Below are 13,994 nucleotides of genomic sequence, written 5' to 3' on the forward strand. Positions count from 1 at the left end.
GTCTGCACTCCCTGAATTACTCGGCGGCGATCAAAGTTTCGCCGTCCATGAAGGCAGGGAACCATGATTCATGTGCCGAGCGCAATTGCAGAATTGCAAGCGGCTTGGCTGCCCCCAGGACAACTTCCGTACCACCGGTACTGCCGATGACTGGGGCAGCGACACCGGCAGTTTTTGCCCGCTCGGCAACAAGGGCTGCGAGTTCCGGCTTGACGGTCACGACGTAGCGTCCCTGGTCTTCACCGAAGAAGACTTCGATCGGGTCGCGTCCGGCAACGGCCGATACCTTGGCGCCGATGCCCGATGCCATCGCCATTTCGGCAACGGCGAGCGCCAGTCCGCCGGACGAGCAGTCATGGACTGCGGTGGTCAGGCCGTCGGTGATCAGGTTACGGACGAAATCGCCGGTCTTGCGCTCATGGGCGAGATCGACATGCGGGGCAGGGCCGTCGGTGCGGCCATGGATGTCACGCAGGTAAACTGATTGGCCTAGATGCGTTCCAAGACCTTCCGGCGCGCCGACGAGCAGGATCGTTTCGTCTTCGGCGGCAAAGCGGATGCGCGCCATCTGCGACCAGTCACCCAGCAGGCCAACGCCGCCGATGGTCGGGGTCGGCAGGATGCCCTGACCGTTGGTCTCGTTGTAGAGCGAGACGTTGCCGGAGACGATCGGGAAATCGAGCGCGCGGCAGGCTTCGCCGATGCCCTTGATGGCGTGGACAAGCTGGCTCATGATTTCCGGACGTTCCGGATTGCCGAAGTTGAGATTGTCGGTCGCAGCCAGCGGTAGTGCGCCAGTGGCCGTAATGTTGCGCCAGCACTCGGCCACGGCTTGCTTGCCGCCTTCGAACGCGTCCGCCTCGACATAACGCGGCGTCACATCGGAGGAGAAGGCGAGCGCCTTGGTCGGATGGCCTTCGACCCGCACAACACCGGCATCACCACCGGGAAGCTGCAGCGAATTGCCCTGGATCAGCGTGTCGTATTGTTCGTAAACCCAGCGGCGCGAAGAATTGTTGGCGGAGCCGACCAGCGACAAAACTGCATCAGCGACGTCGGCCTGTGGGATATCGCCGGCTGCGAGCGGTGCTGCTATCTTGGCCGGTGTCCACGGGCGGTCATATTCCGGTGCTTCGTCGCCCAGTTCCTTGATCGGCAGGTTCGCGACTTCCTCGCCCTGGTGCAGGACGCGGAAACGCAGGTCATCGGCGGTCTTGCCAACGATGGCGAAATCGAGACCCCACTTGACGAAGATTGCCTTGGCGACCTCTTCCTTGGCAGGCTCAAGCACCATGAGCATGCGCTCCTGGCTTTCCGACAGCATCATTTCATAGGCTGTCATGCGCTCTTCGCGCACCGGCACCTTGTCGAGTTCCAGTTCGATGCCGAGGCCGCCCTTGGCGCCCATTTCGACGGCCGAGCAGGTGAGGCCGGCGGCACCCATGTCCTGGATGGCGATGACGGCACCGGTCTTCATCAGCTCAAGGCAGGCTTCGAGCAGGCATTTTTCAGTGAAGGGGTCGCCGACCTGCACGGTCGGACGCTTTTCCTCGATCGACTCGTCGAACTCGGCCGACGCCATGGTCGCACCGCCAACGCCGTCACGGCCGGTCTTGGCACCGAGATAGACAACCGGCAAGCCGACGCCCTTGGCTTCCGACAGGAAGATGGCATCGGACTTGGCCAGACCAGCAGCAAAGGCGTTGACGAGGATGTTACCGTTGTAGCGGGCATCGAACTCGACTTCGCCGCCTACAGTCGGAACGCCAAAGGAGTTGCCGTAACCGCCGACACCGGCAACGACGCCAGACACGAGGTGGCGGGTTTTTGGATGATCCGGTGAACCGAAACGCAGCGCGTTCATCGCGGCAATCGGACGGGCGCCCATGGTGAAGACGTCGCGCAGGATGCCGCCAACGCCGGTTGCAGCGCCCTGATACGGCTCGATGTAGGACGGGTGGTTGTGGCTCTCCATCTTGAAGACGACGCAATCGCCATCATCGATATCGACCACGCCGGCATTTTCGCCCGGGCCCTGGATGACGCGCGGACCTGTGGTCGGGAGCGTGCGCAGCCATTTCTTCGAGGACTTGTAGGAGCAGTGTTCGTTCCACATCGCCGAGAAGATGCCGAGTTCCGTAAAGGTCGGCTCGCGGCCGATCAGGCCCAGAATGCGCTGATACTCATCCGGCTTCAGGCCGTGCGAGGCAATCAACTCGGGGGTGATGGGGCGGGTATTGGAAATGGTCATCAGGGTCCATTCGGTCCGTTGGAGCATCCCGGACGGCAAAGGCTCCGTCTGCTGATGGGGGATGCGTCAAAACAAAGAGATCACGTCGGGGTTTCTTTAGCTCAAGCTCCGTGCGGATGCGACAGGAAAATGCCGGAAAAGCACAGGAGATCATGTGCTTTTCGCCGATAATATGAGGGCTCGCTCAGGCGAAGCTGTCATAGCCGGTGCGGCCGCTGTCCAGCAGGCGGCGGAGTGTCAGGAAACCACGCCGGACTTCGTTGCGGTCGGCGGGTGAGGAAAAGCCGATCCGGACGCGGTGATAGACGCTTTCTGTCCGTCCGGCCTTGAACTCGTCCTCGTCATCGACCAGCACGCCTTCCTCGAAGGCCGCGTGCTTGAAGGTGCCGGAGAACCATGGTTCGGACAGTTTTAGCCAGAGGAACGGTACGTGCGGGTGCGAATTGAACTCGATGCCAGCGAAGATTTCGCGCGCCATCTGCTCTCGTGCCCGGATCTCATCGATGCTTCTGGAGCGCAAGATGGCGGCCTCTCCGCTCAAGACCAGGCGGGCGCAGAGCTCGGCCAGCAGAAACGGCATGCCGCCGCTGACCATCTTGTGGGCGATGCGAATACGCTGGCTGAAATGCGGAGGGCAGGCGACCCAGCCGCCGCGCACGCCGGCAGCGACCGATTTAGACAGCCCGCCGACAAGAAATGTGCGTTCCGGAGCCAACTCCGCCAGAAGGGGCAACATATCGCCGGTCATGGCGCCATAAAGATCGTCTTCCAGCAGCCATACACCATAGCGGCGGGCAATGTCGGCGATCGCCTGGCGCCGTTCCAGCGACAATGTAACCACTGTCGGATTTTGCGCGGTTGGCATGAGGAAGGCGAGTTTCGGGTGCTGCTGGGCACAGACGCGCTCGAAATCGTCGGGATCGAGGCCGTACTCGTCCGTGCGTAGGAGGATTGTCCGGCGTCCGATCAGCCCGGCGCTGCGGCTGATCTGGGAATAGGTAATGTTCTCGAAGGCGATTTTGTCGCCCGGAGCCGTGACCGCGGCGATGACCGCGACGGCGCCGGCATGGGCACCGAGCGTCGGCACGATGCGATCGGGCTGCGGCCGAAAACTCCCCTTGGCGAGCCACTGGCTTCCCGCCGTGAACCAATGTGCCGGAAAATCGCGGGCGTAGCTGGCAATATCGAAGTGATGTTCGCGGCTGATATCGATCAGCACTTTTTCAAGTGATGCGCCTTGGCCGATATCCGGTGCGGCGGTGCTATCGAACCGGAGCTTTCCGGGCGGCGCTTTCAGCGGTCTTGTGCCGGCCAGGGCCGCGCTCATCGGATCAGGCTGCTCGGCGGGGCGCAATTCGGCATTGTCGAGCACGTAGGTCCCGCGCCCCACTTCGCCACTGACAAGCCCTCGTTCGCGCACCAGATGATATGCCCGCCCGATTGTCCCGATTGTCACACCGATATCGAAGGCAAGGTTGCGCTGCGGCGGTAGTTTCGTACCGACCGTCAAGATGCCGCCGGCAATCGCCTGCTCAATCTGATCAGCGATGCGTGCATATAGCGGGCCTTGGCCTTGGCTTGGGTCTGGCATCCATGTTGTCATGGTGACAATTTCTACATTGCATCGGTTTTCATGTCAATTATGACAATGCAATACCGAAATGAAACCGTTGCAATCGATGGGATGATGACAATGGGTACAATTTGCACCAATAACGGAGCCTCGTGCTCCCCGCTGATAGGTACAATTCAACCGCGTGGCACGGTCTCACGATTGAAGGCCGTCTGTTTTCGGATTGTCGTCTGGATTGTCGGCCGTGAAGAGAAGCGGCTGAGCCGTATTGCCCTCTCCGAATTAACGGATGACCAGCTTGCCGATATCGGTGTTACGCCTGCCGAAGCGCGCCGGGAGGCAGCGCAGCCGTTCTGGAACTGATGGATGTGCCGCAGACTACAGGAGGTCCAGGACCTTCGTTGTCGGGCGACAGAGTTTTACGCCTTGTTCCGTCACAACGATCGGCCTCTGCATCAACTCGGGATGAGCCAGCATGGCGTCGATGATCTGCCGGTCCGTCTTGTTCTCGTCATCCAGATTGAGCGACAGGTACAGATGTTCCTTTGTCCGCAACAACTGGCGTGGCGCCATGTTCATCGCGAGCAGAAGGGCCAGCATCTCCTCGTGGCTTGGTGGTGCTGCCATATAGTCGATAATAGCGGGTTCGATTCCTGCCTCGCGAATGAGTGCGAGAACCGAACGGGACGTACCGCAAGCACTATTATGATAAACGACGACGGTCATGCGTGTGCCTTTGGTGTCGATGGTCGCTTCGGTGAAAAGGAGCTAGGCAGATGGTCTGCGCCTAGCATGAAAATGAATGCGGCTTCGTGACAGCTGCCGGCGTACTATTCTCTGGTTTGCCGCGCAAAAATACGTCCTTGGGTTGCGCGTAATCAAAGAGAGAAGTCTTGAGTTGATTGTCATGCAAAAGCGCGTGAAAGAAAAGCTGCGAGAAATAGCGATACGCTATCAGTCCACCGCTCATTTTCATTGGACAGGATGGGCTTTTACGGGCAGCGCTGCCTGCGTGAACCTGCTGCCACTGCCAAGGCTGGTCGGGGCGTCTTATAGCAGATTGAATGGCGCTGCGATCGATGGGCTTTGGCCAGCTCAGCGCCCTGTTGGCCACGGGTGACCCGAGCGTAGCCATTCGTTGCGGTCTTGGCTAGTTTCGTCCGATCATGTCCGCAGCGCGGTACCGTGGTCAGCCGCCTCAGCGGCAACCCGTGCCGCCACTTGCCCAGCGCTTGATATCGGTGGTCATCCTTGACCCCACGGCCTCACTGAAAAGCGGGCCGAAAGCCTGCAGGCGGGCAGGGTGCCCTTCTGCCTGAACCACTGCGAGAGGCCGCGATTCGGGTGAATTCCGCTTGACGATCAGGATGCGTGGGCGCCCGGAGAAGGAGTTCAGCTCCGGTGCGAGGCGGTAGGCCTTGAAAGCGGCATCACCGGATTTGAACCAGCAGGCATTAGCGCCAAGGGCCACCCGCTCCATGGTGGGTAATGCCGCCGTATCGCGAGTGGGCGCGGGAGGAGCTTTTGTTTGGCAACCGGCGACAAGTCCGAGAAGGGCAACGGAGCCGGCAGTGGTCATGAAACGGATGAAAGCTGCGGCGCGCATGAAAGCCCCTTATGATTCGGTCTCTAGGGTGCCTTCTAGCAGGTCGAATGTTAAGCAGCGATTACATCGAGCGCTGAAGCGAACAAACCGCGTCCGTCCGAGCCGCCATGTGCAGCTTCGATCAGGTTTTCCGGGTGCGGCATCATGCCAAGGACGTTGCCCGCGGTATTGACGATCCCGGCAATGTCGTTGACCGATCCGTTCGGATTGGTGCCTGCGGCATAGCGGAAAACCACCTGGCCATTATCTTCGATGCTCTGGAGTGTTTCCGCATCGGCAAAATAATTGCCGTCGTGATGGGCAACCGGGCAGCGAATGATCTGGCCCTGTTCGTAAGCGCGGCTGAAGTCGGTATTGGCGTTGACGACTTCGAGCTTGATTTCCTTGCAGACGAATTTCAGCGAGGCATTGCGCATCAGCGCGCCCGGCAACAGGCCAGCTTCGACCAGGATCTGGAAGCCGTTGCAGACGCCCAGCACCTTGACGCCGGCCTCTGCCTTGGCCTTGATCGCCTGCATCACCGGCATGCGCGCCGCGATCGCGCCACAGCGCAGGTAATCACCGTAAGAGAAACCACCGGGGATGACGATCAGATCGACATCCGGGATGTCCGTTTCGGTCTGCCAGATGGTAACCGGTGCCTTGCCGGAAATCTTGGTCAGCGCTGCGATCATGTCGCGGTCACGGTTAAGGCCTGGAAGCTGAACGACGGCGGATTTCATGGGTGCGGTTCAAACCTGGATTGGGCCTCGGCAAGCTCGCGCAATTCGAGGCGGTTTTCGATACGGTCGAGGCCATCTTCAATATGCGCGATCGAACCGCGTAGATTGTTGATGTCTCCCTGCATCGTGTGAAACTGACTACGCAGGGACAAATTATCGTGCCGAAGGTCACGCTGGCCTTCTCTTAGCGAACCAACATCTGTGTGAATGCGCTTGAGCAGTTCATACATCAATTCATTCGTGACTTCGGCCATCTGGCCACCTCATTCAACCATCAGGCGAGTGAGATAGTGTAATTCTCGATGACCGTGTTGGCGAGAAGTTTCTCGCACATTGCCTTCACTTCGGCTTCGGCCTTTGCCTTGTCGGCTGTGTCGATCTGCAGATCGAAGACCTTGCCCTGGCGGACATGGCCAATGCCGTCGAAGCCGAGAGCGCCAAGGGCGCCCTCGATTGCCTTGCCCTGGGGGTCGAGAACGCCGTTCTTCAGCGTCACTGTTACGCGTGCGTTGATCACTGTCGTCTTTTCCTGCTTATTTCACCAATACCGGGCCGGAGCCGCGAGGTGTTTCGTTCTCGTTCATGATGCCAAGACGGCGGGCCACTTCCTGGTAAGCCTCGACAAGGCCTCCCATGTCGCGGCGGAACCGGTCCTTGTCCATCTTTTCCTTGGTCTCGACGTCCCACAGACGGCAGCTGTCCGGCGAAATTTCATCGGCCAGAATGATGCGCATCATGTCGCCTTCAAACAGGCGGCCACATTCGATCTTGAAATCGACCAGCTGAATACCGACGCCGAGAAACAGGCCGGTGAGGAAGTCGTTGATGCGAATGGCGAGCGCCATGATGTCATCGAGTTCCTGTGGGCTTGCCCAGCCAAATGCCGTAATATGCTCTTCGGAGACCATCGGGTCGTCGAGGGCATCGGCCTTATAGTAGAATTCGATGATCGAGCGCGGCAGGACCACGCCTTCCTCGATGCCGAGGCGCTTGGAGAGCGAACCGGCAGCAACATTGCGCACGACGATCTCAAGCGGAATAATTTCCACTTCCTTGATCAGCTGTTCGCGCATGTTGAGGCGGCGAATGAAATGCGTGGGAATGCCGATACGGTTCAGATGCGTAAAGATATATTCCGAAATCCGGTTGTTGAGCACACCCTTGCCGTCGATGATCGCGTGCTTCTTGGCGTTGAAAGCTGTAGCATCATCTTTGAAGAACTGGATCAGAGTGCCTGGCTCAGGACCTTCGTAAAGGATCTTGGCCTTGCCCTCGTAGATACGGCGGCGACGGTTCATGAATGATGTCTCTATGTTTAAAGCGCTCTTGGGCTGCGCACTTGGTATTTTCTAAGGCGGTCCATAACTGAAATGAAACCATTTCACAATCGGCGACTGATCCGATCCCCTGAATTTGGTCCAGGGTAGCACGAAAGTCGCCACGCCGGAAAACTTCGCATTGCACTTTTGGCAGCCTTTTGGTTTATGGGCGAAAAGCTAAACACAAAACGTTTTTTTGGGAGATCGGAGATGACCAATATGCAGGATCGCGAAAAGGCGTTCGAATCGAAGTTTGCTCTTGATGAAGAGCTGAAGTTCAAGGCCGAAGCGCGCCGCAACAAACTCGTCGGTCTCTGGGCTGCGGGACTTCTGGGCAAGAGCGACCCGGCAGAGTACGCTAAGGAAGTTGTCGCTGCCGATTTCGAAGAGGCTGGTCACGAGGACGTCGTCCGCAAGCTTCGCGCCGACTTCGATGCAGCCGGTATCACCCTGACAGATGACGAGATTCGCTTGAAGATGCTCGAGCTTATGTCTGATGCCGTCACACAGATCCAGAACGGCTGATATCAGATATTGTAATCTTTCGGAGAGCCGCCCGTTGACGGGCGGCTTTTTTGTTTCTGTTTCCGGATGTCTTTGCAATATCGATTGGCCGTCCAGCTATTAGCGTTTCGTTTATCGATAAACGCGCTCGGAAAAAGCGCCCATCCCTGATCGAACCATCAGTTCGTAGACCATCCGGCGGCTGATCGGATTGTGAAGACGGGCAACCTTCGAGCCCAGAAATTCCGTTTCCACATGATCGAAAGCTGCGAGGTCGGCTGAATTCGCGATCAGATCACTGTAGAACTCGTGGAATTCGCGGCGGCAGACATAGGTCTTGTATTTGGTCATGCAGAACGCGGAAAAGGCGCCGCCGCTAGTGCGCAGGAAATCGGCCACACCGACGGTGACCTCCGGCCAGGCTGGATTGAACGTATCGTCAAATGCGATGACGCCATGATCCGCGAGGGTCGCCATTGCCAGTGTGCTATCCGCGGTGACATGCTGAAGCCGGTGCCCTCCATCTATGCTGAAAAACCGGATTTTACCGATCTTCGCGGTCAACTGTGACGGTGCCAGCATGGTGCTGTCGCCTCTGATGATCAGGTCTTCGTTCACGGGCATGCCGAGACGGCGCCCGTTTTCCACAAACCGGGTGTATTGAGAGGGCATGTCTTTGGTCGTCTGGCTGATGTCGAAAAGATCAATGGCCAATATCTTCTCGTCGTTTCCAGCGATTTTTCTCAGCAGAAAATAGGAGCGGCCATAAAATACGCCAATTTCCGCGATGCCGCCGCCCAGGTCTGCGTCTGTCTGGGTTTGCAAAAGCGAAAGGAAGACAAGCGCGTCCGGTGGATCGATATAGCCCTCGATCGTCTGGAGATCACGGAATATGAATTTTCGAATGGCTGAGTTCATCAGATCGCGATCCAGTCTTTGACAACAGTGCGAAGGGAGGATTCAATCGGATACGTGAGCCGATAGATTGACCGCAAGGCTTTTTGCGGAAGGGAATCCCACGCACTCAAGAGTGTTTACTTCAAGGCGCAGGAGATTTCATAAGTAAGGCCTTTATTAGGCAAAATAGCGATATGAAGATCTCATTTTTACTGTCAGAAACGGACCGAATTTCCTGATTTTCCATCGCTAAGCGCACGCTTGTCTTGCGCATGATTTAAGCAATCAACTTGTTTTACAACGAGATGGCTCATGGCGAACTTTGCGCAGAACTGCAAACACTCTTAGCCAAGCAGGACAGTCTTGCCCGGTTTTGCGGAAGGCAATACGGGGCCTGCCATATGCATCTCCGGTTTCTCCCGCCATTTCGCCGCTGTCACGAAGTGACTGAGGTCTACGAACGACATCGGACGCGCGAACGCGTAGCCCTGTAGCGTATCACAGCCGAGATCGCGCAGGATTTCGGCATGCTGGTGCGTTTCGACGCCTTCTGCCACCACCTTGATACTCAACGAGCGACCGATGTCGATGATCGAGCCGACCAGCTTGCGTTGCTCGCCAGATTCGGTGATCGGCCGGATGAGAGCACGATCGATTTTCAAGCGGCTGGGGTTGAGCTTCATCAAGCCGATGATCGAGGCATGGCCTGTTCCGAAGTCGTCGATTTCGATGTCGATGCCGAGAGCGCTGAGATCATTGAGAATTTGTGAGGAATCTTCGTCGAGATCGTCGAGGAAAATCGATTCCAGCAGTTCGAATGACAGTTTTCCGCGTGGTATGTTCAACTGCCGCAGGCTGTCGATCAGGCCAGGCTCTCGCAGCCGTGGTGACGAGACGTTGACGGAGATGCGCGGGATACCAAGACCATGCGTTTCCCAACGGCTAAAATCGCTCAAGGCCTGCTCGGCGATGCACCGGTCGATTGCCGTCAGCGCGTTGATATCTTCCGCAATCTTCAGAAAATAGTCGGGCGCCAGTAATCCGTGCCGCGGGTGCTTCCAGCGAGCCAGCGTCTCGACGCCGGTGATATCGAGCGTATGCGCGTCAAACTGCGGTTGATAGAAGGGAACGAATTCGCCGTCTTCGAGCCCTTTGATGATTTCATCAGCGGTGTGCTTGGCATGATGGATCTGCGTTTGCAGTTGCTGGGTGAAAAATTCATAGCGGTTGCGGCCAAGTCCCTTGGCTCGGTAAAGGGCTATGTCGGCGTTCATCAAAGACTGCTTGGCGTCGGCGGTAACATCGTCGGCCCAGGCGATGCCGACGCTGGCGCCGAACCGGCACAGGTGCCCATCATAGGCCACTGGCTGACGCAGGGCTTCGATAATCTGGTCAGTGAGCAAGATGACATCATCCTGCGACCGACGGGCGTCGCACAACACCAGGAACTCGTCGCCGCCGATACGGGCAACGAAATCATGCTCTCCAATGATCGCGGAAAGTACGTTTGCCGTATGCACCAGCATGGCATCCCCGGCCTGATGGCCGAGCGTGTCGTTGATCTGCTTGAACCGGTCGAGATCGATATGAAGGATCGCACAATAGTCGACTTCGTGGGCAATCCATTCGTCGAGGCGCTGGTCCAGGAAGCGCCGGTTCGGCAGGCCGGTGAGATGGTCGTGCAGCGCATTGTATTCGATCCGTGTCCGCGCCGCCTCAAGTTCCAGATTGCGCGCCTCAGCCAATTGCCGGGCTCTTTCCAGATCTTCGCGCAAGGTGACGTCCTCAGTCACATCCCAGTTGGCGCCAATAAGTTTGTGTGCACCTTCATTGTCGGTGAACGTAACGGAACTGGAGCGGATGTGGCGGATTTCCCCGTCGGGCCGGATGATGCGAAAGGCATTCATGAAGGGAACGGTCGAGGCCACGCCCGCTGCGACCCTTGCGAGGGCTGCATCCCGATCTTGCGGGTGCAACCTCTCTTCGAAAGCTGAGATGCCCGGCAGTTGCGGATCCAGCCCATAGATCGACAGGAGCTGCTTGTCGCGTATGATGCTGCCGGTATCGAGATTTGCTTCAAAAACGCCGACTTTCGAGACGTCGAGAGCCAGTCTCAGCCGTCGCGATATTTCTTCAAGCTGAGCCTCGGCTTTCTTGCGTTCGGAAATATCGGTGTCGGTGCCGATGATCCGGCTTGGCTTGCCCTCCGGTGTCCACTCGATCGAGGCGCCGCGGCTTTCGATCCAGATCCAGTGACCGTCAGCATGGCGTTCGCGGTACTCGAATGTATTGAACTCGACTTCGCCCTGATCCTGACGGCGAATGCATTCAAGCACATGCTCGCGGTCCGCCGGGTGGACATTTTCGATCCAGATATCGAGGGAGCCGTCAACCGGCGCATCCGCCGCCATGCCACGGAGATTTTTCCAGGGAATGGAGTAAAAGAGTTCGTTCGTGCTGAAGTCGTGATCCCAAACCCCTTGGTGCGCGCTTTCGAGTGCGTATTTCCAGCGGGTTTCACTCTTCTGCAGGGTGGTGAGGGACTGTTTAAGGTGGTCGATGGACTGGGTTTGCAGAATAGTCCACGGCGAAGGGCCGGTCATTTGGGAAAGCGAGGCCATGACCCAGCTGGTTGAGCCGTCCGGTTGTACCAGACGGAGCTCACATTGCTTCGGCAGGGCTCCGTCCGCTGCGATATCCGCCATCATGGCGCTCAGCAGAGCAGCGTCCTCACCATACACGAAGTGCTGGATAAGATGGCCAAGGATCGCGTCGGGCGACAACGAGAGAGCATTCGAGAATGCTGCATTGACCTGGCGAATGCAGCCATCCTGCTCGAGCAAGCAATACCCGAGTGGCGCGCAATCCATAACGGCCGCAGCGTCCGGCAACGCGCCGGTCGCTGCCGGCTTTGGCCGCGGATTTCTGCTTTTGCTGGCGGTTGTCACGTGCCGGTCGTTCCCGAATGGTTTTCGGGCATCATGACCGACGACAATGAAAGTCCTATTAAAACAAAAGTCCCATTAATAGGAGGGCGTTGTTAAGCGCAGTTTATGCGACGCAGAGGTATCAAGGCTTGAGCCGGTTGAGGAACTGGGCAAAAACCATCGTGCCTTCCGGCCAGGGACCGTGACCGGATTCGCTGTTGATATGTCCGGATTCACCAGCGTCCACCAGCAGAGAGCCCCAGGCATTGGCCATCTCTTCGGCATGCTCATAGGTTCCGAATGGATCGTTGCGGCTTGCGACGACCAGGCTTGGGAAAGGCAGAGGCGCGCGCGGATAAGGACCGAACGTCATCAGATGCTTCGGGCGGATTTTCTGATTGGTCACTTCCGGTGGTGCCACGAGGAAGGCACCGGCGATCTTCTTTTCGATATGCGGCAGCGCATGAAGCGCTGTTGCAACACCGAGCGAGTGCGCAACGATGACAACAGGCTTTGTTGCGGCATTGACGTCGTCGATCAACTGTTTGACCCAGTCCTCCCGGACGGGCTTTGCCCATTCGGCCTGCTCGACGCGCCGCGCGGAGGCCAGTTTGTTCTGCCATCGGGTTTGCCAATGGTCCGGTCCGGAATTGGTGTAGCCGGGTACGATCAGGATATCTGCTTCGGATGCTTTCATGATAACGGCGATTTGAGGTCGAGGAGAGCGGAAGTCAAGTGTATGGCGTGCAAATCTGGTATATGCTGATTGCATGGGCGATTGAACACGACGCCCCTTGTCGGCAGGTATCCGATATCGAGAACATGGGATTCGCGGTCAAGGATACCAAAATCCCCTCGAAACTTGAAATACTGATTGTTCTCGAATGACGTGACGACGCGTGTTCCAGGAGGAGAATTGGTCATGACAGCATTTCATGTAATGGCAGGATCCGGCGCCGGGCTCGCACATCCGGACATTCGCAGGATCGGCGTCGCCGACGTCTTCGATGCTCTGCGCCTCGGTTGGCAGGATTTCAACGCAAAGCCGTCCCACTATGTCTTTCTCTGCCTGATCTATCCGATCGCCGGCGTCGTGCTGGCCACCTGGAGTTCGGGCGTCAACATGCTGCCGCTGCTCTACCCCCTGGCGTCCGGCTTTGCCCTGCTCGGCCCGGTCGCGGCCATCGGTCTCTACGAGATCAGCAGACGCCGGGAGATCGGCATGGACACGTCATGGCGGCATGTCTTTGCCGTCCGCCGTTCTCCGGCGCTGGCATCGATCCTCGGACTGGCTTTCATGCTGGTGGTGTTATTCGTCGTTTGGCTGGTGGTCGCGCAGGCTCTCTACATGAAACTGTTCGGCGACGTGCCGGCGACATCGCTTTCGCAATTGGCGCATCAGGTTTTTGCCACCGAACAGGGCTGGTCCCTGTTCCTGGTCGGCAATGCGGTTGGTTTCGTCTTTGCGGTGATCGTGCTGTCAACGGTGGTCGTGTCGTTTCCGCTGCTGCTTGAGCGGGATGTCGGCGCTGTTGCTGCGATCGAAACATCGGTGCGTGCAACGCTTGCCAATCCGGTTCCGGTTGCCGTCTGGGGGCTGATCGTCGCTGCCGGTCTAGTAATCGGCTCGATCCCGGTTTTCGTCGGTCTCGCCGTGATCATGCCGATCCTCGGACATGCCACATGGCACCTCTACCGCAAGATGGTTGTCGTTACGAAAGGCAAGTAACGCCGCTTTACCCGGCGATTGACAGACATGCCGCCGGCAGGGTGGCATGTCTGTTGCTTCGATACGGGCGACCTAGCGGAAATATTTGAAATAGGATGAAATCTGCGCCGATGTGTTGGAGGACGCATCTAGGCGGATGCCGATCTTGTCACCGCGATACCATTGGACCATACCGGTCAAATGGCCGAACTCGTCGCTTTGGATCGAGACTTCCTGGCCGGTCTTGGCGTCGATATCGAAATAGAGCTGAAAGCAAATCCCGGCTGGCGACAGGTCCTTGACGACCCCTCGGCTTGATCCACCCTTGCAGGTTACCTCACCGGTGAATTTCGTTGCCGTGCGCGTGGCTTTGCGTTCGATTGTCTGCTGGTGCGGCATGTTCCCCCCAATTCTTGCGCCTTCGTTCCTTCGTAGTCTCCTACAGACGGCTGACGAAAGGCTTGAGGAGTTCAGTTGCAATTGAACG

16 protein-coding genes are annotated in these 13,994 nt (G+C 57.9%); 3 read left to right on the forward strand and 13 right to left on the reverse strand.

The features are described from left to right. Positions 1 to 16: 16 nt before the first annotated feature. Both purL and R6X40_RS05305 read right to left on the reverse strand, forming a co-directional pair. Complete coding sequence (gene purL, locus R6X40_RS05300; protein ID WP_318411637.1) at positions 17 to 2,251, reverse strand: phosphoribosylformylglycinamidine synthase subunit PurL; 2,235 nt, start codon at positions 2,249 to 2,251, stop codon at positions 17 to 19. Between the two features lie 184 nt (positions 2,252 to 2,435). After that, positions 2,436 to 3,854: a PLP-dependent aminotransferase family protein gene (locus R6X40_RS05305; RefSeq protein ID WP_318411639.1), complete on the reverse strand. Its 1,419-nt coding sequence runs from the start codon at positions 3,852 to 3,854 to the stop codon at positions 2,436 to 2,438. Between the two features lie 30 nt (positions 3,855 to 3,884). On the opposite strand from R6X40_RS05305, the gene R6X40_RS05310 reads away from it, so the two are divergent. After that, on the forward strand, positions 3,885 to 4,187 hold the full coding sequence (locus R6X40_RS05310) for a DUF1127 domain-containing protein (protein WP_318411641.1): 303 nt from the start codon (positions 3,885 to 3,887) through the stop codon (positions 4,185 to 4,187). A 15-nt stretch (positions 4,188 to 4,202) separates the two neighbouring features. Here the strand turns inward: R6X40_RS05310 and arsC are convergent, their stop codons facing one another. The 7 genes from arsC to purC all read right to left on the reverse strand — a co-directional run bounded on the left by arsC (position 4,203) and on the right by purC (position 7,450). Continuing rightward, positions 4,203 to 4,550: an arsenate reductase (glutaredoxin) gene (gene arsC, locus R6X40_RS05315; protein WP_318411643.1), complete on the reverse strand. Its 348-nt coding sequence runs from the start codon at positions 4,548 to 4,550 to the stop codon at positions 4,203 to 4,205. 61 nt (positions 4,551 to 4,611) lie between these two features. After that, the gene (locus tag R6X40_RS05320; protein WP_318411645.1) at positions 4,612 to 4,959 is read right to left on the reverse strand and encodes a hypothetical protein; all 348 of its coding nucleotides are present in this window, start codon (positions 4,957 to 4,959) and stop codon (positions 4,612 to 4,614) included. Between the two features lie 63 nt (positions 4,960 to 5,022). Beyond that, entirely contained in the window at positions 5,023 to 5,403 is a 381-nt protein-coding gene (locus R6X40_RS05325; protein ID WP_412178343.1) for a hypothetical protein, read from the reverse strand. 77 nt (positions 5,404 to 5,480) lie between these two features. Beyond that, positions 5,481 to 6,152: a phosphoribosylformylglycinamidine synthase subunit PurQ gene (gene purQ / locus R6X40_RS05330; RefSeq protein ID WP_318411648.1), complete on the reverse strand. Its 672-nt coding sequence runs from the start codon at positions 6,150 to 6,152 to the stop codon at positions 5,481 to 5,483. Further along, a complete protein-coding gene (locus R6X40_RS05335; RefSeq protein WP_318411649.1) occupies positions 6,149 to 6,406 on the reverse strand; it encodes a hypothetical protein in 258 nt (85 codons plus the stop codon). The genes purQ and R6X40_RS05335 overlap by 4 nt, the downstream gene beginning before the upstream one ends. Before the next feature lie 20 nt (positions 6,407 to 6,426). After that, positions 6,427 to 6,669, reverse strand: coding sequence for a phosphoribosylformylglycinamidine synthase subunit PurS (purS, locus tag R6X40_RS05340; protein WP_113244741.1), 243 nt, complete (start codon positions 6,667 to 6,669; stop codon positions 6,427 to 6,429). A 16-nt stretch (positions 6,670 to 6,685) separates the two neighbouring features. Continuing rightward, a complete protein-coding gene (purC, locus tag R6X40_RS05345) occupies positions 6,686 to 7,450 on the reverse strand; it encodes a phosphoribosylaminoimidazolesuccinocarboxamide synthase (protein ID WP_318411652.1) in 765 nt (254 codons plus the stop codon). Between the two features lie 231 nt (positions 7,451 to 7,681). On the opposite strand from purC, the gene R6X40_RS05350 reads away from it, so the two are divergent. Beyond that, positions 7,682 to 7,996, forward strand: coding sequence for a DUF1476 domain-containing protein (locus tag R6X40_RS05350; RefSeq protein ID WP_318411654.1), 315 nt, complete (start codon positions 7,682 to 7,684; stop codon positions 7,994 to 7,996). Positions 7,997 to 8,107: 111 nt separating this feature from the next. Here the strand turns inward: R6X40_RS05350 and R6X40_RS05355 are convergent, their stop codons facing one another. From R6X40_RS05355 to R6X40_RS05365, 3 genes are all read right to left on the reverse strand, one after another. Beyond that, positions 8,108 to 8,893, reverse strand: a complete 786-nt coding sequence (locus R6X40_RS05355; RefSeq protein ID WP_318411656.1) for a class I SAM-dependent methyltransferase — start codon at positions 8,891 to 8,893, stop codon at positions 8,108 to 8,110. A gap of 323 nt (positions 8,894 to 9,216) precedes the next feature. Further along, a complete protein-coding gene (locus tag R6X40_RS05360; protein WP_318411658.1) occupies positions 9,217 to 11,820 on the reverse strand; it encodes an EAL domain-containing protein in 2,604 nt (867 codons plus the stop codon). Between the two features lie 121 nt (positions 11,821 to 11,941). Next, positions 11,942 to 12,496, reverse strand: a complete 555-nt coding sequence (locus tag R6X40_RS05365) for an alpha/beta hydrolase (RefSeq protein ID WP_318411659.1) — start codon at positions 12,494 to 12,496, stop codon at positions 11,942 to 11,944. A gap of 225 nt (positions 12,497 to 12,721) precedes the next feature. On the opposite strand from R6X40_RS05365, the gene R6X40_RS05370 reads away from it, so the two are divergent. Next, entirely contained in the window at positions 12,722 to 13,528 is an 807-nt protein-coding gene (locus R6X40_RS05370) for a DUF2189 domain-containing protein (protein WP_318411660.1), read from the forward strand. Between the two features lie 72 nt (positions 13,529 to 13,600). Here R6X40_RS05370 and R6X40_RS05375 read toward each other — a convergent pair whose 3' ends face one another. After that, positions 13,601 to 13,906: a PilZ domain-containing protein gene (locus tag R6X40_RS05375; RefSeq protein ID WP_318411661.1), complete on the reverse strand. Its 306-nt coding sequence runs from the start codon at positions 13,904 to 13,906 to the stop codon at positions 13,601 to 13,603. Positions 13,907 to 13,994: the final 88 nt, after the last annotated feature.

This window comes from Rhizobium sp. PL01 (genome assembly GCF_033447125.1).
Lineage (GTDB): Bacteria > Pseudomonadota > Alphaproteobacteria > Rhizobiales > Rhizobiaceae > Pararhizobium.

What these genes read in the sequence shown, in the direction of transcription:
- purL (WP_318411637.1), bottom strand. Translation starts at nt 2,251, where the DNA reads ATGACCATTTCCAATACCCGCCCCATCACCCCCGAGTTGATTGCCTCG.
- R6X40_RS05305 (WP_318411639.1), bottom strand. Translation starts at nt 3,854, where the DNA reads ATGACAACATGGATGCCAGACCCAAGCCAAGGCCAAGGCCCGCTATAT.
- R6X40_RS05310 (WP_318411641.1), top strand. Translation starts at nt 3,885, where the DNA reads ATGTCAATTATGACAATGCAATACCGAAATGAAACCGTTGCAATCGAT.
- arsC (WP_318411643.1), bottom strand. Translation starts at nt 4,550, where the DNA reads ATGACCGTCGTCGTTTATCATAATAGTGCTTGCGGTACGTCCCGTTCG.
- R6X40_RS05320 (WP_318411645.1), bottom strand. Translation starts at nt 4,959, where the DNA reads ATGGCTACGCTCGGGTCACCCGTGGCCAACAGGGCGCTGAGCTGGCCA.
- R6X40_RS05325 (WP_412178343.1), bottom strand. Translation starts at nt 5,403, where the DNA reads ATGACCACTGCCGGCTCCGTTGCCCTTCTCGGACTTGTCGCCGGTTGC.
- purQ (WP_318411648.1), bottom strand. Translation starts at nt 6,152, where the DNA reads ATGAAATCCGCCGTCGTTCAGCTTCCAGGCCTTAACCGTGACCGCGAC.
- R6X40_RS05335 (WP_318411649.1), bottom strand. Translation starts at nt 6,406, where the DNA reads ATGGCCGAAGTCACGAATGAATTGATGTATGAACTGCTCAAGCGCATT.
- purC (WP_318411652.1), bottom strand. Translation starts at nt 7,450, where the DNA reads ATGAACCGTCGCCGCCGTATCTACGAGGGCAAGGCCAAGATCCTTTAC.
- R6X40_RS05350 (WP_318411654.1), top strand. Translation starts at nt 7,682, where the DNA reads ATGACCAATATGCAGGATCGCGAAAAGGCGTTCGAATCGAAGTTTGCT.
- R6X40_RS05355 (WP_318411656.1), bottom strand. Translation starts at nt 8,893, where the DNA reads ATGAACTCAGCCATTCGAAAATTCATATTCCGTGATCTCCAGACGATC.
- R6X40_RS05365 (WP_318411659.1), bottom strand. Translation starts at nt 12,496, where the DNA reads ATGAAAGCATCCGAAGCAGATATCCTGATCGTACCCGGCTACACCAAT.
- R6X40_RS05370 (WP_318411660.1), top strand. Translation starts at nt 12,722, where the DNA reads ATGACAGCATTTCATGTAATGGCAGGATCCGGCGCCGGGCTCGCACAT.
- R6X40_RS05375 (WP_318411661.1), bottom strand. Translation starts at nt 13,906, where the DNA reads ATGCCGCACCAGCAGACAATCGAACGCAAAGCCACGCGCACGGCAACG.